This window comes from Rhodopseudomonas sp. RCAM05734, assembly GCF_052658035.1.
Genome location: NZ_CP199742.1, coordinates 1,339,825 through 1,363,513, shown reverse-complemented (window position 1 = coordinate 1,363,513; position 23,689 = coordinate 1,339,825). Strand labels below are relative to the sequence as shown.

The 23,689-nt window shown below is 64.9% G+C and carries 24 protein-coding genes and 1 pseudogene; 13 read left to right on the top strand and 12 right to left on the bottom strand.

Features of this window, described 5'->3' with window-relative positions; translation table 11 throughout:
* Nucleotides 1–84: 84 nt before the first annotated feature.
* A complete protein-coding gene (locus tag ACUXVA_RS06640) occupies nt 85–891 on the bottom strand; it encodes an undecaprenyl-diphosphate phosphatase (protein ID WP_265081009.1) in 807 nt (268 codons plus the stop codon).
* A gap of 203 nt (nt 892–1,094) precedes the next feature.
* On the opposite strand from ACUXVA_RS06640, the gene ACUXVA_RS06635 reads away from it, so the two are divergent.
* Nucleotides 1,095–1,787, top strand: a complete 693-nt coding sequence (locus ACUXVA_RS06635; protein ID WP_265081010.1) for a glutathione S-transferase family protein — start codon at nt 1,095–1,097, stop codon at nt 1,785–1,787.
* A gap of 160 nt (nt 1,788–1,947) precedes the next feature.
* Nucleotides 1,948–3,072 carry a tRNA epoxyqueuosine(34) reductase QueG gene (gene queG, locus ACUXVA_RS06630; protein WP_445493256.1) on the top strand — a complete coding sequence of 375 codons (1,125 nt, stop codon included), beginning with the start codon at nt 1,948–1,950 and terminating at the stop codon, nt 3,070–3,072.
* Between the two features lie 170 nt (nt 3,073–3,242).
* Here the strand turns inward: queG and ACUXVA_RS06625 are convergent, their stop codons facing one another.
* Entirely contained in the window at nt 3,243–4,034 is a 792-nt protein-coding gene (locus ACUXVA_RS06625) for an alpha/beta hydrolase (RefSeq protein WP_265081011.1), read from the bottom strand.
* A 285-nt stretch (nt 4,035–4,319) separates the two neighbouring features.
* On the opposite strand from ACUXVA_RS06625, the gene infC reads away from it, so the two are divergent.
* Entirely contained in the window at nt 4,320–4,859 is a 540-nt protein-coding gene (infC, locus tag ACUXVA_RS06620) for a translation initiation factor IF-3 (RefSeq protein ID WP_265083902.1), read from the top strand.
* Between the two features lie 128 nt (nt 4,860–4,987).
* Here the strand turns inward: infC and ACUXVA_RS06615 are convergent, their stop codons facing one another.
* On the bottom strand, nt 4,988–5,422 hold the full coding sequence (locus ACUXVA_RS06615) for a hypothetical protein (protein ID WP_265081012.1): 435 nt from the start codon (nt 5,420–5,422) through the stop codon (nt 4,988–4,990).
* Nucleotides 5,423–5,532: 110 nt separating this feature from the next.
* Nucleotides 5,533–5,796 (bottom strand): hypothetical protein, encoded by a 264-nt coding sequence (locus ACUXVA_RS06610; RefSeq protein WP_413776420.1) that lies wholly within the window; start codon nt 5,794–5,796, stop codon nt 5,533–5,535.
* A 428-nt stretch (nt 5,797–6,224) separates the two neighbouring features.
* Between ACUXVA_RS06610 and rpmI the strand changes: the two genes are divergently transcribed.
* The 5 genes from rpmI (at nt 6,225) to ACUXVA_RS06585 (ending at nt 10,757) form a co-directional block, all read left to right on the top strand.
* Nucleotides 6,225–6,425, top strand: a complete 201-nt coding sequence (gene rpmI, locus ACUXVA_RS06605; RefSeq protein ID WP_044405954.1) for a 50S ribosomal protein L35 — start codon at nt 6,225–6,227, stop codon at nt 6,423–6,425.
* A 71-nt stretch (nt 6,426–6,496) separates the two neighbouring features.
* A complete protein-coding gene (gene rplT, locus ACUXVA_RS06600) occupies nt 6,497–6,856 on the top strand; it encodes a 50S ribosomal protein L20 (RefSeq protein WP_265081013.1) in 360 nt (119 codons plus the stop codon).
* A gap of 181 nt (nt 6,857–7,037) precedes the next feature.
* Nucleotides 7,038–8,120, top strand: a complete 1,083-nt coding sequence (gene pheS / locus ACUXVA_RS06595) for a phenylalanine--tRNA ligase subunit alpha (RefSeq protein WP_265081014.1) — start codon at nt 7,038–7,040, stop codon at nt 8,118–8,120.
* Nucleotides 8,117–10,522 (top strand): phenylalanine--tRNA ligase subunit beta, encoded by a 2,406-nt coding sequence (gene pheT, locus ACUXVA_RS06590; RefSeq protein WP_265081015.1) that lies wholly within the window; start codon nt 8,117–8,119, stop codon nt 10,520–10,522. Before pheS ends, pheT begins: the two co-directional genes overlap by 4 nt.
* Nucleotides 10,523–10,571: 49 nt before the next feature.
* Complete coding sequence (locus ACUXVA_RS06585) at nt 10,572–10,757, top strand: hypothetical protein (RefSeq protein ID WP_265081016.1); 186 nt, start codon at nt 10,572–10,574, stop codon at nt 10,755–10,757.
* Between the two features lie 175 nt (nt 10,758–10,932).
* Here ACUXVA_RS06585 and ACUXVA_RS06580 read toward each other — a convergent pair whose 3' ends face one another.
* Nucleotides 10,933–12,342, bottom strand: coding sequence for a flavin monoamine oxidase family protein (locus ACUXVA_RS06580; protein WP_265081017.1), 1,410 nt, complete (start codon nt 12,340–12,342; stop codon nt 10,933–10,935).
* 192 nt (nt 12,343–12,534) lie between these two features.
* On the opposite strand from ACUXVA_RS06580, the gene ACUXVA_RS06575 reads away from it, so the two are divergent.
* Entirely contained in the window at nt 12,535–13,440 is a 906-nt protein-coding gene (locus ACUXVA_RS06575) for a YiiX/YebB-like N1pC/P60 family cysteine hydrolase (RefSeq protein WP_265083903.1), read from the top strand.
* A 27-nt stretch (nt 13,441–13,467) separates the two neighbouring features.
* Here the strand turns inward: ACUXVA_RS06575 and ACUXVA_RS06570 are convergent, their stop codons facing one another.
* Together ACUXVA_RS06570 and ACUXVA_RS06565 are read right to left on the bottom strand one after the other, a co-directional pair.
* Nucleotides 13,468–15,444 (bottom strand): PAS domain S-box protein, encoded by a 1,977-nt coding sequence (locus ACUXVA_RS06570; RefSeq protein ID WP_445491349.1) that lies wholly within the window; start codon nt 15,442–15,444, stop codon nt 13,468–13,470.
* Nucleotides 15,428–15,838 carry a response regulator gene (locus ACUXVA_RS06565; RefSeq protein ID WP_265083904.1) on the bottom strand — a complete coding sequence of 137 codons (411 nt, stop codon included), beginning with the start codon at nt 15,836–15,838 and terminating at the stop codon, nt 15,428–15,430. The genes ACUXVA_RS06570 and ACUXVA_RS06565 overlap by 17 nt, the downstream gene beginning before the upstream one ends.
* Nucleotides 15,839–16,239: 401 nt before the next feature.
* Here ACUXVA_RS06565 and ACUXVA_RS06560 point away from each other — a divergent pair, with 401 nt between their 5' ends.
* On the top strand, nt 16,240–16,992 hold the full coding sequence (locus ACUXVA_RS06560; RefSeq protein WP_265083905.1) for a sulfate transporter family protein: 753 nt from the start codon (nt 16,240–16,242) through the stop codon (nt 16,990–16,992).
* A gap of 4 nt (nt 16,993–16,996) precedes the next feature.
* Nucleotides 16,997–18,151, top strand: a complete 1,155-nt coding sequence (locus tag ACUXVA_RS06555) for a winged helix-turn-helix domain-containing protein (RefSeq protein WP_265081019.1) — start codon at nt 16,997–16,999, stop codon at nt 18,149–18,151.
* 172 nt (nt 18,152–18,323) lie between these two features.
* On the opposite strand, the gene nth is transcribed toward ACUXVA_RS06555, so the two are convergent.
* Nucleotides 18,324–19,091 carry an endonuclease III gene (nth, locus tag ACUXVA_RS06550; RefSeq protein ID WP_265081020.1) on the bottom strand — a complete coding sequence of 256 codons (768 nt, stop codon included), beginning with the start codon at nt 19,089–19,091 and terminating at the stop codon, nt 18,324–18,326.
* Between the two features lie 22 nt (nt 19,092–19,113).
* On the opposite strand from nth, the gene ACUXVA_RS06545 reads away from it, so the two are divergent.
* The gene (locus ACUXVA_RS06545) at nt 19,114–19,632 is read left to right on the top strand and encodes a DUF2244 domain-containing protein (RefSeq protein WP_445491346.1); all 519 of its coding nucleotides are present in this window, start codon (nt 19,114–19,116) and stop codon (nt 19,630–19,632) included.
* A gap of 54 nt (nt 19,633–19,686) precedes the next feature.
* The gene (locus tag ACUXVA_RS06540) at nt 19,687–20,595 is read left to right on the top strand and encodes a bifunctional helix-turn-helix domain-containing protein/methylated-DNA--[protein]-cysteine S-methyltransferase (protein ID WP_265081022.1); all 909 of its coding nucleotides are present in this window, start codon (nt 19,687–19,689) and stop codon (nt 20,593–20,595) included.
* A 338-nt stretch (nt 20,596–20,933) separates the two neighbouring features.
* On the opposite strand, the gene ACUXVA_RS06535 is transcribed toward ACUXVA_RS06540, so the two are convergent.
* The 4 genes and pseudogenes from ACUXVA_RS06535 to pyrF form a co-directional block, all read right to left on the bottom strand.
* Complete coding sequence (locus ACUXVA_RS06535) at nt 20,934–21,557, bottom strand: 2,3-bisphosphoglycerate-dependent phosphoglycerate mutase (RefSeq protein ID WP_265081023.1); 624 nt, start codon at nt 21,555–21,557, stop codon at nt 20,934–20,936.
* Nucleotides 21,558–21,575: 18 nt separating this feature from the next.
* A pseudogene (gene dapB / locus ACUXVA_RS06530) lies at nt 21,576–22,392 on the bottom strand (4-hydroxy-tetrahydrodipicolinate reductase).
* A gap of 106 nt (nt 22,393–22,498) precedes the next feature.
* Entirely contained in the window at nt 22,499–22,801 is a 303-nt protein-coding gene (locus tag ACUXVA_RS06525; protein WP_265081025.1) for a DUF1330 domain-containing protein, read from the bottom strand.
* Between the two features lie 168 nt (nt 22,802–22,969).
* Nucleotides 22,970–23,683 (bottom strand): orotidine-5'-phosphate decarboxylase, encoded by a 714-nt coding sequence (gene pyrF / locus ACUXVA_RS06520; protein ID WP_265081026.1) that lies wholly within the window; start codon nt 23,681–23,683, stop codon nt 22,970–22,972.
* Nucleotides 23,684–23,689: the final 6 nt, after the last annotated feature.

Here is a 23,689-nt window from a genome sequence, read left to right as displayed (position 1 = left end):
ATGCCGGAGCCCGACGCGGCCCCGGCTCTGCGAAGCAATACTTCGTATTGCATCGCGTCCGGGGCATGGATCCCTCGAAAGCCCCTACCGCCCCAGTGCCAGCGCCAGCAGGCCGACGGTGCCGACGACCACCCGCCACCAGGCGAACAGCACGAAGCCGTGCCGGGTGACGTAAGTGAGGAATGCCTTCACCACGATGATGGCGGTGATGAACGACACCGCGAAGCCGATGGCGATCAGATAGCCGTGATCCATCGTCATCTCGCCGCGGCTCTTGTAGAGGTCGTAGACGAAGGCGCCGACCATGGTCGGGATCGCCAGGAAGAACGAGAACTCGGCCGACGCGCGCTTGTCGGCGCCGAGCAGCATGGCGCCGACGATGGTGGCGCCGGAGCGCGACACGCCGGGGATCATGGCCAGGCACTGCGCGCAGCCGATCTTGAAATACATGGGCAGCGAGAAGGTGGTGGCGTCGTCATAGACGGGATCGAGATCGAGCTGGTCGATCCACAGCAGAATCGCGCCGCCGACGATCAGCGAGAAGCAGACCACCCAGGGATTGAACAGATAGAGCTTGATATAGCTGCCAACCGCCGCGCCGATCACCGCTGCCGGCAGGAACGCGACCAGCACGCCGATCACGAAGCGCCGCGCCGCGGGATCGGTGAACATGTTCAGCGCGATATGCCACAACTTGCCGAAATACAGCGCGACGATGGCGAGAATGGCGCCGAGCTGGATCAGGATCGCAAAGCTCTTCCAGAACGGGCCCTCGCCCAGATCGAAGAAGCGCTCCGCCAGCAGCAAATGGCCGGTGGATGATACCGGAAGGAACTCGGTCACGCCCTCGACGATGCCGAGGATGATCGCCCGTATTACATCAGACATCATGGATTTTATACGTCCTTGCTCGGCCCCGGCCTGAAAAAGCCGGGTTCTTCTCGCCTATTCGGTCCATTGCCGCAATCGCAAAAACACTGAAATGGCACCTTGCCTCCATCGTTCGCTTCGCTAGTTTGCGCGTTCCCGCCGCATGGCTGGTGCTCCCCCCATTGAGACGTTTTGTTAACGATCGCATCCCTATCAAGGCCTTCATGTTCACGCTCTACCATCACTCGTTCTGTCCGCAGTCGCGCTTCGTCCGTCTCATCGTCGGCGAATACGGCCTTGACCTGCGCCTGGTGGAGGAACGCACATGGGAGCGGCGGGAAGCGTTTCTGGTGCTGAATCCCGCAGGCAATACGCCGGTGCTGGTCACCGATGGTTTTCCGCCGATTCCCGGCGCCGGTATCATCGCCGAATATCTCGACGAGGCCCATGGTCCTGCGATGGGCGACCGCCGGCTGCTGCCGGTGGCAATGGCCGAGCGCATCGAGGTGCGCCGGCTGATGGCGTGGTTCAACGAAAAGTTCTTCGAGGAGGCCTCCGGCCCTCTGGTCAACGAGCGCATCTACAAGCGCTTCATGAGCGAGGATGTCGGCGGCGGCGCGCCGTCCATGGACGTGATCCGCGCCGCCACCGCCAATGTGCGCTATCATCTGGCCTATATCGGCTGGCTGGCGCGCACGCGGAACTTTCTCGCCGGCGACCGGCTCAGCTATGCGGACCTGGTCGCGGCCGCGCATCTGTCGGCGATCGACTATCTGGGCGACGTGCCATGGAGCGAGGACGACGCGGCAAAGGCGTGGTACGCGCGGGTGAAATCCCGCCCGTCATTCCGTCCTCTGCTCAGCGAATGGCTGGCCGGCGTCCCGGCGTCGCGCACTTATGTGGATCTGGATTTCTGAACTCATCTCTCGTGCCTCGGACGCGGCGTAGTGCGCTGCTGATCCGGGGCCCCGGTCACTCAACAGACCGGGATCCCGGATCTGCGCAGCACCGTTTCGGACGATGCTGCGCATCGTCACTCACGTCGCAGCGCGTCCGGGAAACAGGAGCGGCTTCGTGATGGACGTCGCTGCGCCGTCACTCAAAGACGCGCTCACCGGTGAGGCCCGCGCGCTCGGCTTCGACGCCATCGGCATCGCCGACCCCGGCGCCATCGCCGGCGTGCGCGAAAAGCTCGAGGCGTTTCTTGCGTCCGGTGCCCATGGGGAGATGGCGTGGCTCGCCGACCCGCGCCGCGGCGACCCGCGGGTGATGTGGCCCGACGTCCGCTCGGTGATCATGCTCGGCGTCAACTACGGCCCCGATGAGAATCCGCTGGCAATTCTCGCGCAACGGTCGCATGCGGCGATCTCGGTCTATGCCAAGGGCGACGACTATCACGACCTGATCAAGAAGCGCCTGAAGGCGCTGGCGCGCTGGCTGATCGCGCAGGCGGGTGGCGACGTGAAGGTGTTCGTCGACACGGCCGCGGTGATGGAAAAGCCGCTGGCGCAGGCGTCGGGGCTTGGCTGGCAGGGCAAGCACACCAACCTCGTCTCGCGCGAATTCGGCTCGTGGCTGTTTCTCGGCGCCATCTTCACCACGCTGGAATTGCCGCGCGATGCGGCCGAGCGCGATCACTGCGGCTCGTGTCAGGCCTGCCTCGACATCTGCCCGACCGCGGCGTTTCCGGCGCCTTACCAGCTCGATGCGCGGCGCTGCATCTCCTACCTCACCATCGAGAACAAGGGCCCGATCCCGCACAAATTCCGCAAGAGCATGGGCAACCGCATCTATGGTTGCGACGACTGCCTGGCAGCGTGCCCGTGGAACAAGTTCGCGCAGGAAGGCCGCGAGATAAAGCTGGCCGCGCGCGACGAACTGCGCGCGCCGTCGCTGGCAAAGTTATCGCGTCTCGACGATGCGCAGTTTCGCGCGCTGTTCACCAAGTCACCGGTGAAGCGCATCGGGCGCGACCGGTTTTTGCGCAACGTGCTGATCGCTATCGGCAACTCCGGCGATGCGACATTGATCGTCGAGGCGCAGCGATTGCTCTCGGACGACAGCGCACTGGTGCGCGGCGCCGCGGTGTGGGCGCTGGCGCAGCCGATGGACGTGAATGCATTTCACGCGCTCAAATCAAAGCACCACGGCGTAGAAGGCGACGATAGCGTTGGCGCGGAATGGCGCGACGCGATCGCGTAGGATGGGTGGAGCGCAGCGATACCCATCATCTCGTACTCACAAACGTTCCGGCTCGTCATGGCTGGAGCCATGGCGGCGGTGACAATCGAAAAATCTTCGTTGAGGCGGGCACGCGATGGGTATCGCTGCGCTCCACCCATCCTACGACCTCGCAATGACGACCGAGGGCGCTACCCCTCCACCAGTTCCTCCACCGCCGCGATGATGCGCGCGAGATCCTGCGGTCGCGACAGCCGGTGGTCGCCGTCGGGGATCATGGTGAGCACCACATCTTCGCCGGGCAGCCGGTGCGCCAGCGCGAAGGCGTGCTGCCAGGGCACGTCGGGGTCCTGCCGGCCCTGCAGGATGCGGACCGGGCAGCCGAGCTCGATGCTGCCGCCGAGCAGCAGATGGTTGCGGCCCTCCTCGATCAGCCGCCTGGTGATCGGATAGGGCTCGCCATACTCCGACGGCCGCATCCACACGCCCTTGGTCTCGATCTCCTGCCGGATCGCCGGCGAAAAGCCCTTCCACATCAGCTCCTCGGTGAAATCCGGCGCCGGCGCGATCAGAACCAGGCCCTTCAGGGTGGCGCGGCCGATGCTGCCCCGCCGGGCCAGCGTGCGCGCCAGCAGCAGCGCCATCCAGCCGCCCATGGACGAGCCTATCACCACCTGCGGGCCCTCGCAGAAGGCGTCGAACACCGCAAGGCTGTCCTCAAGCCAGCGGCCGATGGTGCCGTCGACAAAGGCGCCGCCGGATTCGCCGTGGCCGGAATAATCGAAGCGCACACAGGCGCGGCCGTGCTCGGCGGCCCAGGCGTCCAGCGCCACCGCCTTGCCGCCCTGCATGTCGGACTTGAAGCCGCTCATCCACAACAGGCCGGGCGCGCCACCGGCGCGGGCGCGCACCGCGATGTCGCGGCGGTCGGGGCCGCTGCCGACCGGCAGGAAGGTCGGGGCGGCCGCTTTGGTATTGCTCATGGATCACTCGCTCGGTTCGGCCTGCTATTTGATTGAGCAGATGGCCGGCGTCAACGCACCTTGCTGCAGTGCGTCAGTACCGCGGACGCTTGCGGAACCGGCATTGGCACTCTATGTGGTCCCGGTCTGCCGTGTCAGGCCTAGGGGCACCCCGGCCCCGCCGACAGCCGCGACCGAAACGCCTCGTATTTGAGGCTTTTTGGCACGCGGCGCGTGAGTTTGCTTGCTCGCACGGCCTTATTCCTTCACACTGCCGCCTTCGCAAACAATATTGGAGAGTCACCCATTCGCCGTCCCAACAGAGCCCCGCCCGCCGCAACCAAAGACGGGCCGCGCACCAACGATGAAATCCGCAACGCCCAGGTCCAGCTGATCGATCAGACTGGCCTCAATCACGGCACTGTCGAAACGGCGACTGCTGTGAAGATGGCGATGGAAGCCGGCATGGATCTGGTCGAGATTTCGCCCAATACCAGCCCGCCCGTCTGCAAGATCATGGACTACGGCAAGTTCAAGTATTCGGCCCAGAAAAAGGCCGCCGAAGCCCGCAAGAAGCAGAAGATCGTCGAAATCAAGGAGATCAAGCTCCGCCCGATGATCGACGACCACGACTACGAAGTGAAGATGCGCGCCATGCAGCGCTTTTTCGAAGAAGGCGACAAGGTCAAGATCACCCTGCGCTATCGCGGCCGTGAAATGGCCCATCAGGAAATCGGCACCAAGCTGCTGGACAAGGTGAAGGCGGACGTCGCCGAATACGCCAAGGTCGAGCAGGACGCCCGCTTCGAAGGCCGCCAGGTCGTCATGGTTCTGGCGCCGCGCTGATCGCCTTGCGATCCGCAGCGACTGAAAGATTTCGGCCCGTCAGTTTCTGGCGGGCCTTTTTCTTGGGGGAGACTTGTCGTTCCGGGCGCGAGGGCGAAGCCAGAGCGAATCCGGAATGAGCTTGAGGATCAGCTCGCGCGCACGGCTTCCCAGCGCCCGCTGCACGCCGTGGTGGCGGATTTGCCGCTCCACTGGCCGGTGCCGGAATCGCCGGTCAGCTTGCCGGTCGCATCGGCGCGTTGATCGCCACGGGCGATCGAGACCTTGACGGTCCCTGCGTCGGCGACATTGCCGGCAATGGTAAAGCTGCCGTCGCCATTATAGCTGACGACACCGCCGGACACCTTGACCGGATAGGAGTAGGCCGGATCGCAGTTGCCGGTCTGGGTGATGATGGTGACCTTCCAAGTGCCGTCATGGGAGGCCCCGGCATGGGCGGCGCCAGCCAGCGCGATCGCCGCGGCGACGCCAGCGGCGGCGAACAGCCACTTCAACGTGGTGAGCGCCTTGGCGTCCTGCTTGATTGCGATTGCTTTGGCTTGTTTCCTGGAGTTCCCGGTCATGTCACGTCCCATGCAGTTGCTTATCGTCGAGCAACACATAGTGAGGCGCATCTGTTCCTGCCACTGTGGCACACCCGCGCAACAAGCATTCCTGCAATGAAGGCCGCGTGTCAGCTGCGTGTGGCCTGCCACGATCCGCTACAGCGATCGCCGGAAATGATCCCGCTCCAGTGTCCCGCGCCGGAATTGCCGTTCAGCTGGCCGGAGCCGCTGGCCTTCGATGCGCCGACCGAGATCCGGACGGCAACGACCCCGCTGCGGCCAAGACCGCCGGTGACCTTGCCACCGCCGGCCGAGGACACCCGGCGGCCCGCCACGTTGAACGGCACGCTGTAGCCGGAGCTGCAATTACCGGCCGTGGTGGCGAAAACCACGTTCAGACACCATCATAGCGGGCGGCGGCGGCCGGGGCCGTATACCGTCGGCAGCGCCAACAGCGCGACGAGGGCCATCGATCGGGGTGAAACAGGCATGTCGATCCGTTGATTGGAGGGGCGATCCCGGTTGGTTGGCGGTGAAGCCTTTGCGTTCAACCGCGGCGTCCCGAATCCGGATAAAATCGCACGCAGCATCCTCCGACCGGCTGCAAGCACCATTTCTGGCGTTAATCGTTGCCAATTCGCGCTTCCTCTGCCATAAGCCCAACCTTCATCGTCCGGCTGATCAAGGGCTGCCGTGGCGATGCCGTGCTGACTTCTTCCGTGAGGCAAAAAGTCGAGCACTTTCAACGCTCTAGCGAGCATTTTAGCCGGCGCAGCGCCCCCACGGGGCGCATGAGGCGTGCGGGCCATAGGAGAGCCAAATGCCCAAGCTGAAGACCAAGTCGGGCGCCAAAAAGCGCTTCAAAGTGACCGGAACAGGCAAAGTGATGTCGGCGCATGCCGGCAAGCGCCACGGAATGATCAAGCGGACGAAGAAGCAGATTCGTCAGCTCCGCGGCACCCGCGTGCTGTTCAAGACCGACGGCGACAACATCAAGAAGTATTTCTTGCCGAACGCCTGACGTTAGCCGCGTCATCACGGCCGCGTTCGCGCGGCATTCTGTTTCCCATTTTGAACTGAAGGAGATCAGTCATGGCTCGCGTCAAACGCGGTGTGACGGCTCACGCCAAGCACAAGAAAGTCTACAAGGCCGCCAAGGGTTTCCGTGGCCGCCGCAAGAACACCATTCGCACCGCCAAGGCGGCAGTCGAAAAGGCCGGCCAGTACGCCTTCCGCGACCGCAAGCGCAAGAAGCGCACGTTCCGCGCTCTGTGGATCCAGCGCCTCAACGCCGCCGTGCGTCCGCTCGGCATGACCTACAGCGTGTTTATCAACGGCCTCGCCAAGTCCGGCGTGACGGTCGACCGCAAGGTGCTCTCCGATCTCGCGATCAACGAGCCCGCGGTGTTCAACGCGATTGCCGAAAAGGCCAAGGCCGCTCTCGCAGCCTGAGCTTTCCGCTTCCCGCGGTTTCCTCGACATTGTCATGGCCGGGCAGAAGCGTTCACACGCTCCTGTCCCGGCCATTGACGTCTTAATCCCTGGTAGACGCGTGCTGTAAACCTTGCGTCCTCGACGGTCCGTCGAGCCCGCAGGCGGCGAGAGGCTCTTGCCTCTCTTATCGAGGTTGCTCATGTCCGATCTGACGACGCTTCAACAGACCATTCTGGCCGATATCGCCGCGGCCTCCGACGAAGCCGTCATCGAGGCGGTGCGCGTCGGCGCGCTCGGCAAGAAGGGCTCGATCTCCGCTCTGCTCGCGACGCTCGGCAAGATGTCGCCGGAACAGCGCAAGACCGAGGGTGCTGCGATCAACCTCGCCAAGGAGGTCGTGACCCAGGCGCTGACAGCGCGGCGCGATATCCTGAAGAACGCCGCGCTCGATGCGCGGCTGGCCTCCGAGACCATCGACGTCACGCTGCCGCTGCGCGATCCCGCCGCCGAACTGGGCCGCATCCATCCGCTCAGCCAGGTGATGGACGAACTCACCACCATTTTCGCCGACATGGGCTTTGCCATCGCCGAAGGTCCGGACATCGAGATCGACGACTACAATTTCACGCGGCTGAACTTCCCCGAGGGTCATCCGGCCCGCGAGATGCACGACACCTTCTATTTCAATCCGGACTCGGAGGGCGTGCGCAAGCTGCTGCGTACCCACACCTCGCCGGTGCAGGTCCGCACCATGCTGACGCAGGCGCCGCCGATCCGCATCATCTGTCCGGGCCGCACCTATCGCAGCGACTCTGACCAGACGCACACGCCGATGTTCCACCAGGTCGAAGGCCTGGTGATCGACAAGACCGCGCATCTCGGCCACCTCAAATGGATCCTGCACGAGTTCTGCAAGGCATTCTTCGAGGTCGACAACATCAACATGCGGTTCCGGCCGTCGTTCTTCCCGTTCACCGAGCCGTCGCTGGAAGTCGATATCCAGTGCCGCCGCGACAAGGGCGAGATCCGCTTCGGCGAGGGCGAGGACTGGCTGGAGATTCTCGGCTGCGGCATGGTGCATCCCAACGTGCTGCGCGCCTGCGATATCGATCCCGATGTGTACCAGGGGTTTGCCTGGGGCATGGGCATCGACCGCATCGCCATGCTCAAATACGGCATCGGCGATCTCCGCCAGCTGTTCGAGGGCGACGTCCGCTTCCTCAGCCACTACGGCTTCAAGCCGCTCGACGTGCCCAGCCTGGCCGGAGGATTAAGCTCGTGAAATTCTCCCTGTCCTGGCTGAAAGATCATCTCGACACCGACGAGCCCCTCGAAAAGCTCGCCGACAAGCTCACCATGATCGGGCTTGAGGTCGAGCATATCGACGACAAGGCAAAGCTGCTTAAGCCGTTCACGATCGCGCATATCCTGTCGGCCGAGCAGCATCCCAATGCCGACCGCCTGCGGGTGTGCAAGGTCGATACCGGTGACGGCGAACCGCTGCAGATCGTGTGCGGCGCGCCGAATGCGCGTGCGGGGCTGAAGACCGTCCTCGCAAGGCCGGGCACATTCATCCCGGGCAAGGATTTCACCATCGGTCTCGGCAACATCCGCGGCGTCGAGAGTCAGGGCATGATGTGCTCCGCCGGCGAACTCGGACTGCTCGACGCCATCGACGGCATCATCGAACTGCCGGCCGATGCGCCGGTCGGTGAATCCTATGCCGAATGGGCCAAGCTCGGCGATCCCGTGATCGAGATCAATCTCACGCCGAACCGCCAGGACTGCACCGGCGTGCACGGCATTGCGCGCGATCTCGCCGCCGCCGACATGGGCAAGTTCAAGGACCCCGGTATCAAGCAGATCAAGGGCGAATTCCCCTGCCCGGTAAAGGTCACCGTCGAAGACGCCACCCTGTGCCCGGGCTTCGCCCTGCGGCTGGTGCGCGGCGTCAAGAACGGTCCGTCGCCGGACTGGCTGCAAAAGCGGCTGATCTCGATCGGGCTGCGACCCATCAATGCGCTGGTCGACATCACCAACTATCTCACCTTCGATCGCGCCCGGCCGCTGCACGTGTTCGACGCCGCCAAGGTCAAGGGCGACGTCGTGGTGCGCCGTGCCCGCGCCGGCGAGACGCTGCTGGCACTGGACGGCAAGACCTACACGCTCGACGACAAGGCCTGCGTGATATCAGACGACAACGGCGTGGAGTCGCTGGCCGGCATCATGGGCGGCGAGGCTTCCGGCTGCTCGGAAGAGACCACCGACGTGCTGATCGAATCCGCGCTGTGGAACGAGATCAACATCGCCCAGACCGGCCGCCGGCTCGGCATCAACTCCGATGCGCGCTATCGTTTCGAACGCGGCGTCGATCCGGCCTTCATGCTGCCCGGCCTCGAACTCGCGACCAAACTGGTGATGGAATTGTGCGGCGGTACGCCGTCGGAGATCACCGTGGTCGGCAACGCCCATGCCGACGACCGCATCATCGATTTCCCGCTGGCGGAAGTGAAGCGCCTCGCTGCCATCGACGTGCCGATGGTCGAGATGCGGCTGATCCTGACGCGGCTCGGCTTCATGATGGCCGGCACCGGCCCGGTGGTGAAGGTCGCCGTGCCCTCCTGGCGCAGCGATGTGCATGGCAAGGCCGACATCGTCGAGGAGATCATGCGGATCTACGGCGTCGACAAGGTGCCGATGACGCCGTTCGAGCGCGGCGACGCGCCGCGCAAGCCGATCCTGACCCAGATCCAGTCGCGCACCCGCCGCGCCAAACGCGCGCTGGCCGTGCGCGGCATGGTGGAAGCCGTAACCTATTCGTTCATCGCCAAGCCGCATGCCGAACTGTTCGGCGGCGGCAGCGCCGCCCTGGCGCTGGCCAATCCCATCGCGGCGGATCTCTCGGACATGCGGCCCAGCCTGCTGCCGGGCCTGGTCAAAGCTGCGCAGGCCAACGCCGATCGCGGCGTCGCCGATCTCGCGTCGTTCGAGGTCGGACAGATCTTCAAGGGCGACCGCCCGGAGGATCAGTTCATCGCCGCCGCCGGCATCCGTCATGGCCTCGCATCGTCGAAGGGCATGGGACGGCACTGGTCGGGTGCCGCGAACGCCGACGCGCTCGATGCCAAGGCCGATGCCTTCGCGGTACTGGCTGCCGCCGGCGCGCCAATGCAGGCGCTGCAGATCGTCGCCGGGGGTCCGGGCTGGCTTCATCCCGGCCGTTCCGGCACCATCCAGATCGGTCCGCAGAACATTCTCGGCTATTTCGGCGAGCTGCATCCGCGCGCTGCGGAAGCGCTCGGCGCCGTTGGCCCGCTGATGGCGTTCGAGGTGATCCTCGATCGCATCCCCGACGCCAAGGTCAGGGCCACGCGCGCCAAGCCGCTGCTCGAACTGTCGGCGTTCCAGCCGGTGTCGCGCGATTTCGCCTTCATCGTCGATCGCAGCGTCAAGTCCGGCGATCTGGTGCGCGCCGCTGTTGGCGTCGACAAGAAGCTGATCAGCAACGTGACGCTGTTCGACGTCTATGAAGGCAAGGGCGTGGAGGACGGCAAGAAGTCGCTGGCCATCGCCGTGACCATCCAGCCGCGCGAAAAGACCCTGACCGATCAGGAGATCGACGCAATCGGCGCGAAGGTCGTGGCGGAAGTGACGAAGAAGACCGGCGGTACGCTGCGGGCATGAGGCCGGACGATGCGGGACGGTTTTCGGGCGACCTGCCGGACGTGAAAGCGTGACGGCGGGTCTCGTTCAGGATCTTGCTCAGGATCTTTTTCAGAATCTTGGCCTCGCCTCCTACAGCAATGCCTCGCTCATCTGCCTCGTTGTCACCGCCTTCGTGGCCGGCCTCGCCCGCGGGGTTTCCGGTTTCGGCCCGGCGGTGATCTTCATACCGCTGTTCGACGGCGTACTTCGCTAAAGCCAGACAAATACTCTGCCGTCATCCTGAGGTGCTCGCCCGCTTGGGCGAGCCTCGAAGGATGGGTGTCGGAGCGCGCGGCCCATCCTTCGATGGCCGTCGCAAGTGCGACGGCACCTCCAGCCGAAACGCAATTGCGTTTCTGCTGGGATGACGGCCAAAGAGGCTCTTGTAATTACTCCACCGCGTTGCTCGATCGCGCCCGTGGCTTCGGCTTGCGCGCCGGGCGCGCCGGCCTTTCCGCCTCGGTATCCTTCAACGCGCCGATCTTCTTGAGCGCGGCGTCGGCAGCGCGTTCGCCGGTTTCCCAGGCACCGTCGACACTGCCCCACAGGGTTTCGTGGGTCGCTTCGCCGGCGAGAAACAGATTGCCCATCGGCTCGATCAATGCGCGGCGGGCGAACTGTCCGCCGGGCACTGCGCCAGACATGGCGCCCTTGATGAAGGGCGACGCATTCCAGCGCGTGGCACTGCTCTTGGTCACCGCTTTCGCAATGTCGCTGCCGAACAGCTTGGTCAGCCACTCCACCGCAAAGGCGACCATCGCCGCCTCGCCCTGCGCCGACAGATCGCGGCCGAAGGCGCCCGCGACATCGACGGTGCACAGCGCGGAGCTGCCGACATTGGCGAGCATCACGCCGGTGCGCGTATCGGTGCTCTGCTCGATCATCAGCTCGTCGCGGCCGAGCGCGAGCGGATTGCCGGGCATCCACAGCGCGATACGGTCGGTACTGCCGAGCGACAGTTTCGCGGCCGCGTCGAGCTGCCGCTTCGGCAACTCCGGCGTGAAGCCGATGGCACCGGAAGCCAGCACGTTGGACGATGCCGTGACGATCACCGCGCGGGTCGCGATCCGCCCCGCCGGCGTCTCGACCGCGATGTCGCGACCGCTCCAGTTCACCCGCGTGGCCGGCGTCGACAATGCCACCGGCAAACCGTCGGCGAGCTTGACCATCAGCGCGCCGAGCCCGATCCGGCTGGCGATCTCGGTGCCGCGTTCCTGCGCGCGGACATGATCGAGAGCGGAGAGGTCCTTCAGGTCCTTGCCGGCGGCATAGGCGCCGAGCACGTATTCGGTAGCGCCGGCCCAGTTGCCGAGATCCTTCGGCAGCGCCGATGCGCAGGATGGATCGCCCTTGCGCGCGGCGTCATCAATGGCGCGGTTGGCGCGCACGAGGGTGGCGAGAAACTCTTCGGTCTCGCCGGCGCGCGCGTTGCGGCGGCCGATACGGATCTTCTGGCTGCCCGGCGTCGGGATGAGTTCCACGCCGACGGCACGGGCGAGCTTCACCAGCGCATTGGTTTCCGGATTATGCAACCAGCGCGCCCCGCGATCGAAGGGGGTCTCGAAGCTGGTGGTATCAGTGAGGCAACGACCGCCGATCTGGCCGGACGCCTCCACCACGATCACCTTGCGGCCGGCAGCGACGATCCGCCTGGCCGCAGCGATACCGGCGGCACCGGCGCCGATCACGACAATGTCAGCATCGCGCGGCAGCGGCGCGGCCCGCGCGCTTGCACCGAACGCGGTGGCCAGTGCAAATGCCGAGGACGCCGAGACGAAATCGCGGCGCGTAATTGTCATGTGATGGTTTCCAAGACTTTGCGAAACGGGAGAACGTGCGACGAACTTTGCCGCATTCATGGGGATGCGGCAACTGCCATGGTGAATCAATCATGAGTGGGACGCGCGGCACGTGAACCAAATTGCAATGGCTTTCGACCATCATGTAGCACGAACAGAGCGGTCGGGACGAACCGCAGGGGAGTGACCAAGATGGGCGTCGTGCTCGATACGGTCGGAAAGCTGATCGCCGGCTACCTCCAGAAGGAGGTGCCGGGTTATGAACCTTTTACGCCCAGCGATCCGGAACGGTTGCGCGATATCGTGCAACCCGGCGACGTGATCCTGGTCGAGGGCAACAACCGTGTCTCCGGCATCATCAAGTATCTGACGCAATCGACATGGTCGCACGCCGCGCTCTTCGTCGGCGAGATCGACGGCGCAGCCGAGCCCGACGGCGAACCGCACGTGCTGATCGAGGCCAATATTGGCGAAGGGGTCACCTCGGCGCCGCTGTCGAAATACTTTCCCTACCACACACGGATCTGTCGCCCGGTCGGGCTGTCGTTTGAGGATCGCTACACGGTGTGCCGCTACGCCATCAACCGCATCGGCTTCGGCTACGACACCAAGAACATTGTCGACCTCATGCGCTTCCTCATTCCGCTGCCGATCCCGCAGCGCTGGCGCCGGCGCATGATCGCCTTCGGTTCCGGCGACCCCACCAAGATCATCTGCTCGGCACTGATCGCCCAGGCCTTTGACGCCGTGCGCTATCCGATCCTGCCGAAGATCACCCGCGCCGGCAGCCGCGCTGCCCGCCGCGAGATCCTGCACATCCGCGATTCCTCGCTGTACATGCCGCGTGACTTCGACATCTCGCCGTATTTCGAAGTGGTCAAGCCGACCATCGAGCTGGGCTTCGACTACACCGCGCTGCATTGGGCCGACAAGCAGAAGCCGCTCCGGGAGGTAGCGGACGCATTCGGTCCATTTCAAGGGCCCGTCGAGGCGCCGCCGCTTGTTCCTGAAACGGCTGACGCGGAGGCGTCGATTTTCGCTGCAGAAGTAGTGATACTGCACGACGAACTGGCCGCACGCCGGGTCCGCTTGGCGTAGCCTCAGCCCGCCTCGCTGCGCGGCGGGTTAGCCTGTCTGCGGCGACGGCGGTTGCAGCGCTGGCGCCTGACCGATGACTTCGCGAAGCCGCTGCGCAAGTTCGGCCTTGCGATAGGGCTTGACGAGGACGACAGAGCCTTCCCGGTGCTGGCCGTGCCTTGCTAGGGTTTCCAGCGCATAGCCGGATGTCAGCAGCACCGGCAATCCCGGCCGTACCTGCTGGGCGCGCTCCGCTAGCTCCCAGCCATTGATGCCGCCCGGCATCACGATGTCGGTGAACAGCACGTCGATCGAGCTATCCGCCCTCAGCTTCTCCAGCGCGTCGGCGCCATTGACGGCTGCGACCACGGCGTAGCCGAGGTTTTGCAGGCGCATCACCGCGTAGGAGCGCACGAACGGATCGTCCTCGACCACCAGGACGGTCTCGGTGCCGCTGGGGAGCACGGTTTCCTCCAGCCGAATCAGCTCCGGCGAGCGCGGCGCTTTCATCGCGGCCTGCGGCAGATAGATCCGCACGGTGGTGCCGAGGCCGGGCTCGCTGTAGATCGAGACGTGACCGCTCGACTGCTTGACGAAGCCGTAGACCATGCTGAGCCCGAGCCCGCTGCCCTTGCCGACTTCCTTGGTGGTGAAGAACGGCTCGAACACCCGGTCGATCACTTCCTTCGCCATGCCTTCGCCATCGTCGGTGATGGCCACCAGCACATAGTCGCCGGGAGCCACTTCGGGATGCAGGCGCTGGTAGTGATCGTCGAGCGATGCATTGGCGGTGGAGATGGTGAGACGACCGCCCTTGACCATCGCGTCCTGCGCATTGACGGCGAGATTGAGCACCGCGGATTCGAGCTGTGCAGGATCCGCAAAGGCCAGCGCCAGTTCCGGTTCGAACATGGTCTTGATCTCGATGTCCTCGCGCACCGTGCGACGCAGCAGCTTGTGCATGCCGTCGAGCAGCTTGTTGCACTCGATCGCTACCGGGCGAAGGATTTGCCGGCGGCTGAACGCCAGCAGTTGCTGGGTCAGCTCGGCGCCGCGGTCGCCGGCCCTGCCGATGTCATCGGAGAGCTGCCGCAGATCCTGCCGTGCCCTCAACTGCTCGCTGAGGAATTCGGCGTTGCCGACGATCACCGTCAGCAGATTGTTGAAGTCGTGGGCGATGCCGCCGGAGAGCTGGCCGACGATCTCCATCTTCTGCGCCTGCACCAGTTGCTCCTCGGTGCGCTTGCGTTCGGTGAGATCGTGGATGATGCCGACAAAGATCGCTTCGCCGTCCTGCTTGGCCTCGCCGACCGACAGGTCCATCGGAAACGTGGAGCCGTCCTTGCGACGGCCCATCACCTCGCGGCCGATGCCGATGATCCGGCGCTCGCCAGTGTCGCGAAAGTGCTTGAGATAGCCGTCGTGCTCGGCGCGATAGGGCGTCGGCATCAGCACCTTGACGTTCTCGTGGATGACCTCCTCCGCGCGATACTGGAACAGCCGTTCGCAGGCGGGATTGAACATCAGGATGCGGCCACGGGCATCGATCAGGATGACGCCATCGACCGCTGTATCGACCACCGCGCGCAGCCGCGCGGCACTTTCGCGCAGCGCCCGCTCCGTACGCTCGCGCTCGGTAAGGTCATGGATGATACCGACGAAGATCGAGCCGTCTTCCTCCTTGGCCTCGCCGACCGACAGGTCCATGGGAAAGGTCGTTCCGCCCTTGCGCTGACCCGTCACCTCACGGCCGATGCCGATGATCTTGCGTTCGTGGGTGCTATTGTAGTTGTCGAGGTAGCGGTCGTGCTCCTGCCGGTAATGCCCGGGCATCAGCATCTTGACGTTCTGCCCGATCACCTCGTCGGCACTGTATCCGAACAGCTTGACGCAGGCCGGATTGAATTTCAGCACCTTGCCGGCGGCATCGATCAGGATGACGCCATCGACCGCTGTCTCGACGACGGCGCGCAGCCATCGCGCGTCGGTGCTTTCCGGGATTTGCGGACTATCCGTCGGCTTCATGCGGATAACTTTCGCTTTCGCGCAGACAGGCATCGATCACAGCCATCAGGGTGGCCGGCGTGAACGGCTTGCGCAGGCATCGCGACGCACCGAGACCCAGCGCCATGCGCAGGAAATCAGGCGCAGGCGCACGCTGCTCGGCGAACACGTAGCCAGAGATGGCAATCAAAGGTATCTGCGGGGCACGTTCGTGGAACACCCTGATGGACTCGAAGCCGCGCATGTGCGGCATGAAAATGTCGACGATCATGACATCGAAATGTGTGCGCTCAAGTTCCCGCAAGCCGCTTTCTCCGCCATCGGCGACGACGACGTTGAAGCCGCGATGATTGAGCCAGGCGCGAATCGCTGATCGGACCAGAAGATCGTCATCGACGACGAGGACTTGGAGCACAATTGCCTCCCTGTGCACAGCGTTGTTCACGCGACACGTCCCGTCAACTGAGATTGCACCGTGTGAGTGAGGCTACAACATGGACGTGCTGCAGCAGGGACTTGCACGCTGGTTGCGTCAAGGGCAGCGCTGAACATAAGCGCGATTCTGCGCGAAAAAGACGATAAACTGCGTAGATCGCTTATCATGCTACCCGGTCAGGCACAGTTCGCTTGGGTATTTGACGTTCCGAGCGACTCGCAAGTCGATCGTCTGCCGCGCTCGGCCAATCGCGTCGGTGATTCGCGTCGAGAGGCAGATGTCGCGACGCCACGAAGTACAACGGAGGTCGCCATCTGGCTCTTGTCCAAATACAGGGACATGAATACCTCTCGGACAACGATTTTGCTGAGGAACCCATGATGCTCGATGCCGCCGCGAAGGCACTTTCGCAGATCCTGTCGCCGCCGATGCGCGCCATCCTGTGGAAGTCGATCGGGCTGGCGCTGGTGCTGATCGTGGTGCTCGCGATCGGACTGCAGCGCCTGCTGAGCTGGTTCGCAGTGTCCGGCGAAGTCTGGGCCGAGACGGCGTTGGGACCGGGCTCCCACGGCGCACTCAACGTGCTGGCGTGGATCCTGTCGATCGCCGCCGGCCTCGGCGTGGTGCTGGGCGCGGTTTTCCTGATGCCCGCAATCACGTCGCTGGTGGCCAGCGTGTTCGTCGACGACGTCGCCGACATCGTCGAGCGCGAGCACTATCCGGCCGAGCGCGTCGGCACTGCGCTGCCGTTCGGCCTCGCCATCACCGAGGGCGTCAAGACGGCCCTGCTGACCATCCTGGTCTATCTGGTCGCGCTGCCCTTCGTGTTCCTCGCGGGCCTCGGCTTCATCGCCTTCTTCATCGCCACGGCCTGGCTGCTGGGGCGCGAATATTTCGAGCTTGCCGCCATGCGGTTCCGCTCGCCGGCCGAGGCCAAGCTGATGCGCAAGCAATATGCCGGCACGATCTTCACCGCCGGCCTGGTGATCGCCGCCTTCGTTTCGATCCCCATCGTCAACCTCGCCACGCCCTTGTTCGGCATGGCCTTCATGGTGCACATGCACAAGCGACTGAGCGGCCCACGCCCCGAGCTGATCGAGCCCGCGCGGCCGGGCAGAATGCCGATGGCCTGACACGATGGCGCGCAGCCCCGCCCAACCTTTGATGTTGACCAAGGCGCAGGGGCGAAACGTCTGGCTGCGCGCGCAGCGGCTCGACACATCCGCGCCGTTCGGCGACGGGCCGCGGGCCACGGCGGCGGCGATCGACCATCTCGGCTATGTGCAGATCGACACCATCAACGTCATCGAGCGCTGCCACCACCACATCCTGTTCACCCGCATCCCGGCCTATCGGCGCGCCGACCTGCAGCAGGCCCAGAGCGTCGACAAGAGCGTGTTCGAATACTGGACCCACGCGCTGGCCTACGTGCCGTCGAAGGACCTGCGCTTCTTCCTGCCCGCCATGAAGCGGCACAAGCGCGAGGGTCACAAGTGGTTCGGCACCGTGACGCCGGCGGATCTGCGAAAAGTGCTGACGCTGATCCGCACGGACGGCGCGCTGACCATTCGCGACATCGACGACGACGTGCTGGTGGACAAGCAGCATGCGTGGGGCAGTCGCAAGCCGTCGAAGCGCGCGCTGCAACTGGCGTTCTACACCGGCGTGCTGACCGTCAGCGCACGCGACGGCATGCTCAAGACCTATGAGCTGATGGAGCGCCATTTCGGCTGGGACAGGCTGCCGAAGCCAGCCTCGCCATCGGACAGACTGGGCTATCTGCTCGACCGCGCGCTGCGCGCGCAGGGTCTCGTCAGCCTCGATTCGATCTGCCATCTCGCCGCCGGCAGCAAGCCGGCGATCCGCAAGGTGATCGAGACGCGCGTCCGGCGCGGCGAGTTGGTGCCGGTGGCGCTGGAAGGCGCCGGCAAGGTCGAGCACTGGGGCCAGCCGGAGGTGCTGGAGAGTTCCGGCGACGCTTCAGAACTGGTGCACATCCTGTCGCCCTTCGATCCGCTGATCATCCAGCGCAAGCGCACGCATCTGTTCTTCGATTACGAACATCGCTTCGAAGCCTATTTGCCCAAGGAGAAGCGGCTGTTCGGCTACTTCGCCTTGCCGGTGCTGGTCGGCGACCGCATCGTCGCCGCCATCGATCTCAAGACCGATCGCAAGCAGCAGAAGCTGCTGATGCAGAAATGGAGCTGGGTCGGCGGCCGCGCGCCGAAGGGCATGAAGGCGCGCATCGAGGACGAGCTGCACCGGTTCGAGCGGTTTCAGCTGGCGGAGTGAATCGACGCACGCTCAGTCGTTCCCCGGACGCAGTGCACTACGCTGCACTTGCAGCGTGGTGCGCTGAAGATCAGGGGCCCAGCTCAGCTAAGAAAGCTGGATCCCGGACGCGGAGCAGCGCAAGTGCGCTGCACCGCGTCCGGGAAACGCGACAGCGTCCAATACACGTCAGCTACACCGTCTTCTCCGGCCACCTGCAGAGATCGTTGATCACGCACTTCTCGCACAATGGCCGCCGCGCCAGGCAGGTGTAGCGCCCGTGCAGGATCAGCCAGTGATGCGCGTGCATCATGAACTCCTCCGGGATCGCACGCTCCAGCTCGAGCTCGACCTCGAGCACGTTCTTGCCCGGTGCCATGCCGGTGCGGTTGCCGACGCGGAACACGTGGGTGTCCACCGCCATGGTGTGTTCGCCGAACGCCATGTTGAGCACCACATTGGCGGTCTTGCGGCCGGCACCGGGCAGCGATTCCAGCTCGGCGCGGGTGCGCGGCACCACGCCGCCGAATTCGGCGATCAGTTTCTCCGACAGCGCGATGACGTTCCTGGCCTTGTTGCGGTAGAGACCAATGGTCTTGATGTGCTCGCGCACTGTCTCCTCGCCGAGTTCGACCATCTTCTGCGGCGTGTCGGCAATGGCGAACAGGGCGCGGGTCGCCTTGTTGACGCCGGCGTCGGTGGCCTGGGCCGACAGCACCACCGCCACCAGCAGCGTGAACGGATTGACGTGCTCCAGCTCGCCCTTCGGCTCCGGATTCACCCGGCGGAAGCGCACGAAGGCCTCACGGACCTCGGCAGGGCTCCAAGGCTTTAAAGAATTGGGTTTCAGCTTTTTCGGCTTCGGCGCAGCCTTGCCGACTTTGGCCTTCGGCGTGGCGCCGACGGATTTTGCGGCGGTTCCGATTTTCCTGGCCGGCAGCTTGCGGGTGATTTTCGCCATGATCGGGATATACTGACAGCCGATGACACCCGGCAACGATTTTGACGAAGCGGCAGAGCCAAAGCTGTTCACGGCGCTGCTGACCCCACACCGCTCGCTCAGCCGCACCGGCTTTCTGGCGCTGATGCTGTTCGTCGGTGGCGTCTCGTTCATCGCCGGCATCGTCTTCCTGATGATGGGCGCCTGGCCGGTGTTCGGCTTTTTCGGCCTCGACGTGCTGGCGATCTGGTGGGCGTTCCGGGTCAGCTACCGCCGCGCCGGGGACACCGAGGAGATCACCGTCACGCCGACCGAGCTGCGGGTGCGCCGGGTCAGCCATCGCGGCCAGGTGGTCGAATGGGTGCTCAATCCGCTGTGGGTCCAGCTCGACCATGTCACCCACGAAGAATTCGGCATCGAGCAGCCGTTCCTGGTCTCGCGCGGCCGGCGGGTGTCCATCGCCAGGTTCCTCGGACCGGACGAAAAAGCCAGCTTCGTCAAAGCCTTCAGAGCCGCGCTGCAGGCCGCCAAACGGGGCCCGACCTATAATCCGCTGACATGACCGCAGGTCGGAAATCGGGTGGTTGGCAACGTTGCCCGGGGCTAGCTTGCAGCCATGATGAACCTCGCCAAAAACCTAGCGATGAGTGACCATCGCCTCACCCGGCCCGGCGCCCAGGATGCCGCCTTGCGCGACTATGATTGCGTGCGCCGCGCCATCGCCTTCATCTCGGCGCGCTGGCGCAGCCAGCCGGAGATCGAGGCCATCGCCGACGCCGCCGGACTCACGCCCGATGAGCTGCATCACCTGTTCCGGCGCTGGGCCGGGCTCACGCCGAAGGCCTTCATGCAGGCGCTGACGCTGGACCATGCCAAGGGCCTGCTGCGCGATTCCGCCAGCGTGCTCGACGCGGCGCTGGACTCAGGCCTGTCCGGCCCCGGCCGGCTGCACGACCTGTTCGTCACCCATGAGGCCATGTCGCCCGGCGAATGGAAAACCGGCGGCGCCGGCATGGAGCTGCGCTATGGCTTCCATCCCTGTCCGTTCGGCTCGGCCATCGTGATCTCCAGCGATCGCGGGCTTGCCGGACTGGCATTTTCCGATCCCGGCGAGGAGCAGCCGGCCTTCGCCGACATGGCCGCGCGCTGGCCGCGCGCGACATTCATTGCGGACAATGCAGGCACCGCCGCCATGGCGCGGCGCATCTTCGACGCCAGGCTGTGGAATCCGGAGCAGCCGCTGCGCGTGCTGCTGATCGGCACCGATTTCGAGGTCCGGGTCTGGGAGACGCTGCTGAAGATCCCGATGGGCCGCGCGGTCTGCTACTCGGACATCGCCAGCAAGATCGACAGCCCGAAGGCCTCGCGTGCCGTGGGTGCGGCGGTCGGCAAGAACCCGATCTCCTTCGTGGTGCCGTGCCATCGCGCGCTCGGCAAGTCCGGCGCGCTGACCGGCTATCACTGGGGCATCACCCGCAAGCAGGCGATGATCGGCTGGGAAGCGGGTCAGGTGGGGGCGAATTGATACGCCGCCACGTCGGTGCCTCAAACTCTCATGTCATCCCCGCGCATGCGGGGATCCAGTAGACACCGGCGCCGCGACTCCATCACGACTGCCGGCGATTACTGGATCGCCCGGTCCAGGCGCGCAATTGCGCGCCGGCCGGGCGATGACAGTTGAGAGGGCTGGAAAGCGGGTCAGGTAGGGGGGAACTACTAGACTTCCAATCGTGTCCCGGACGCGATGCGGCATTCTTATGCCGCTTCGCAGATCCGGGACCCAGCCCTTGATCACAAATGGGCCGGATCTGCAGCGCACTACGCCGCTCCGCGGCGCACTGCGCTGCGTCCGGGGTACGAGACCTACCCCGCCAGATCGAGCTTCGACGCCACCGTGGAATCCGCATTGAGCCGGTAGATGATCGGCACGCCGGTGGCCAGTTCGCGGGCCAGGATGCCTTCCGGCGACAGCTTCTCCAGCACCATGATCAGCGCGCGCAGCGAGTTGCCGTGGGCGGCGACCAGCGTGCGCTGGCCGCGCAGCACGCAGGGCAGGATCTCCTGCACGTAATACGGCAACGTGCGGGCCAAGGTGTCCTTGAGGCTTTCGCCGCCGGGCGGCGGCACGTCGTAGGACCGGCGCCAGATCAGCACCTGCTCCTCGCCCCACTTCTTGCGGGCGTCGTCCTTGTTGAGGCCGGACAGATCGCCGTAGTCGCGTTCGTTCAGCGCCTGATGCCGGGTGATCGGCAGGCCGGTCTGGCCCATCTCCGTCAGCGCCAGATCCAGCGTGTGCTGGGCCCGGGTCAGCGCCGAAGTAAAGGCGATGTCGAACACCAGCCCCTGCGCCTTCAGCTTCTGCCCGGCTTCCTTCGCCTCGGCCACGCCCTTCTCGGTGAGGTCGGGGTCCTTCCAGCCGGTGAAGAGATTTTTCAGATTCCAGTCGCTCTGGCCGTGACGCACGAGCACGAGAAGGCGGTCGGTCATTCCTGATTCCGTTTCTGCTTAGATGTCACCCAGGCCGAGCACGTCGGCCATCGAATACAGTCCGGGCTTCTTGCCATGCGCCCATAGCGCCGCCTTCAGCGCGCCGTGGGCGAACAGCATGCGGTCCTCGGACTTGTGCGTCAGCTCGATGCGCTCATAGGGCCCGGCGAAGATCACGCTGTGATCGCCCGACACGGTGCCGCCTCGCAGGCTGGCGAAGCCTATGTCGCCGGCAGTGCGGGCGCCGGTAATGCCGTCGCGGCCGCGCGCCGAATGATCCGCCAGCACGATGCCGCGGCCTTGCGCTGCAGGCTTCGCCGAGCATCAAAGCGGTGCCCGACGGCGCGTCGATCTTGGCGCGGTGATGCATCTCGACGATCTCGATGTCGAAGCCCTCGCCAAGCGACTGCGCCACGCGCTTGACCAGCGCCGCCAGCAGGTTGACGCCGAGGCTCATGTTGAACGACTGCACCACGATGGCCTGCGAGGTGACGCTCTTGATGACCGCATTGTCGGAGGCCGACAGCCCGGTGGTGCCGATCACATGGACGATGCCGCGCTCGGCGGCGATCGCCACATTGGCGATGGTGGCGGCGGGAACGGTGAAGTCGAGGATGCCGTCGGCATCCTTCGACATGGTCCACAGATCGGCCGACAGCTTGACGCCGCTGGCCGGCAGTCCGGCCAGCACGCCGGCATCCTTGCCGAGCAGTTCCGAGGTCGGCGCTTCCAGCGCTCCGACCACCACGGCGCCTTCGGTGTCCGAAATGGCGCGGATCAATGCCCGGCCCATGCGGCCGCCGGCGCCAGCAACGATCAATCGCATTGGGGACATCGAACGCCTTTCAAGTCTGTAGGGGCGATATAACCACGCCGCGGCCCTGCGGCAACACGCGCCGTCGGATACCGGGCGTCAAACGGCTGAAACAGTGACGCCATGCTTAAGGTTGCGGACCGTCATAGCCTTCGATGATCACCAGATCGCCTTCGGAATGCGGCGCGCGCATCGCCACCAGACGCTGGTATTCCGGCGAATTGTAGCAGGCCAGCGCGGTGGCGTAGTCCTTGAATTCCAGCACCACGTTGCGCGAGCGGGAACTGCCCTCCCGCGTCTCGTGCTGCCCGCCGCGCACCAGGAATTTGGCGCCGAATGCCGCGAATACCGCGCCGTTCTGCGCGATGTAGTCCTTGTAGCCGTCCATGTTGTGCACATCGATGCGTGCGACCCAGTAACCCTTGGCCATATGGTCCTCCGTGATTTCGTTGTTTCTTGCAGCAACTTCCCTTGTTTCCCGGGCGCGCTGCAGCGTTCTTTACGCTGCTGCGCAGACCCGGGATCCCGATTTTCTCGATACCGGGACCCCGGCTCTGCGAAGCAACACTACGTGTTGCATCGAGTCCGGGGCACAATACTAAGACCGAACCGCCTCCGCGATTTCCTCGACAATGGCTTCCGCCGCCGCTTTGGGATCGGACGCCTGCATCACCGGTCGCGCCACCACCACATGGTCGGCTCCCGCACGGATGGCGTCCCCGGGGGTCATGACCCGCTTCTGGTCGCCGAGCGCGCTGCCTGCCGGGCGCACGCCGGGGGTCACCAGGGTCATCTGTTGTCCGACGATGCTGCGGAGGTTGGCGACCTCTTCGGGCGAGCAAACGATGCCGTCGATGCCGAGCGCCTGGGCCTGGCGGGCGCGGGCCTCGACCAGCTCGGTGACGCCGAGCCGGTAGCCGGCGGCCTGCAGGTCGTTGTCGTCATAGGAGGTCAGCACGGTGACCGCGAGGATCTTCAGGCTCGAGCTGCCGCGTCCCTGCACCGCGGCTTGCATGGTCTGCGGATAGGCATGCACGGTGAGGAAGGTGGCGCCGAGCGAAGCCACGCTTGCGACGCCGCTCGCCACCGTATTGCCGATGTCGTGCAGCTTGAGGTCCGCGAACACCTTCTTGCCTGCATCGGCCAGCTTGCGGATCAGCGGCAGGCCGCCGGCATAAGCGAGCTGGTAGCCGATCTTGTAGAAGGTCACGCTGTCGCCCAGCCGCGCGATCATCGCCTCGGCGGCTTCAACGCTCGGCAGGTCGAGACCGACAATCAGCCGGTCGCGGGGAGTCATGTTCGGGGACTGCATCTCACC

Coding starts and splice junctions, on each gene's coding strand:
- ACUXVA_RS06640 (WP_265081009.1), bottom strand. CDS start 891: ATGATGTCTGATGTAATACGGGCGATCATCCTCGGCATCGTCGAGGGC.
- ACUXVA_RS06635 (WP_265081010.1), top strand. CDS start 1,095: ATGTTCACGCTCTACCATCACTCGTTCTGTCCGCAGTCGCGCTTCGTC.
- queG (WP_445493256.1), top strand. CDS start 1,948: ATGGACGTCGCTGCGCCGTCACTCAAAGACGCGCTCACCGGTGAGGCC.
- ACUXVA_RS06625 (WP_265081011.1), bottom strand. CDS start 4,034: ATGAGCAATACCAAAGCGGCCGCCCCGACCTTCCTGCCGGTCGGCAGC.
- ACUXVA_RS06615 (WP_265081012.1), bottom strand. CDS start 5,422: ATGACCGGGAACTCCAGGAAACAAGCCAAAGCAATCGCAATCAAGCAG.
- rpmI (WP_044405954.1), top strand. CDS start 6,225: ATGCCCAAGCTGAAGACCAAGTCGGGCGCCAAAAAGCGCTTCAAAGTG.
- rplT (WP_265081013.1), top strand. CDS start 6,497: ATGGCTCGCGTCAAACGCGGTGTGACGGCTCACGCCAAGCACAAGAAA.
- pheS (WP_265081014.1), top strand. CDS start 7,038: ATGTCCGATCTGACGACGCTTCAACAGACCATTCTGGCCGATATCGCC.
- ACUXVA_RS06580 (WP_265081017.1), bottom strand. CDS start 12,342: ATGACAATTACGCGCCGCGATTTCGTCTCGGCGTCCTCGGCATTTGCA.
- ACUXVA_RS06575 (WP_265083903.1), top strand. CDS start 12,535: ATGGGCGTCGTGCTCGATACGGTCGGAAAGCTGATCGCCGGCTACCTC.
- ACUXVA_RS06570 (WP_445491349.1), bottom strand. CDS start 15,444: ATGAAGCCGACGGATAGTCCGCAAATCCCGGAAAGCACCGACGCGCGA.
- ACUXVA_RS06560 (WP_265083905.1), top strand. CDS start 16,240: ATGCTCGATGCCGCCGCGAAGGCACTTTCGCAGATCCTGTCGCCGCCG.
- ACUXVA_RS06555 (WP_265081019.1), top strand. CDS start 16,997: ATGGCGCGCAGCCCCGCCCAACCTTTGATGTTGACCAAGGCGCAGGGG.
- nth (WP_265081020.1), bottom strand. CDS start 19,091: ATGGCGAAAATCACCCGCAAGCTGCCGGCCAGGAAAATCGGAACCGCC.
- ACUXVA_RS06545 (WP_445491346.1), top strand. CDS start 19,114: ATGACACCCGGCAACGATTTTGACGAAGCGGCAGAGCCAAAGCTGTTC.
- ACUXVA_RS06540 (WP_265081022.1), top strand. CDS start 19,687: ATGATGAACCTCGCCAAAAACCTAGCGATGAGTGACCATCGCCTCACC.
- ACUXVA_RS06535 (WP_265081023.1), bottom strand. CDS start 21,557: ATGACCGACCGCCTTCTCGTGCTCGTGCGTCACGGCCAGAGCGACTGG.
- ACUXVA_RS06525 (WP_265081025.1), bottom strand. CDS start 22,801: ATGGCCAAGGGTTACTGGGTCGCACGCATCGATGTGCACAACATGGAC.
- pyrF (WP_265081026.1), bottom strand. CDS start 23,683: ATGCAGTCCCCGAACATGACTCCCCGCGACCGGCTGATTGTCGGTCTC.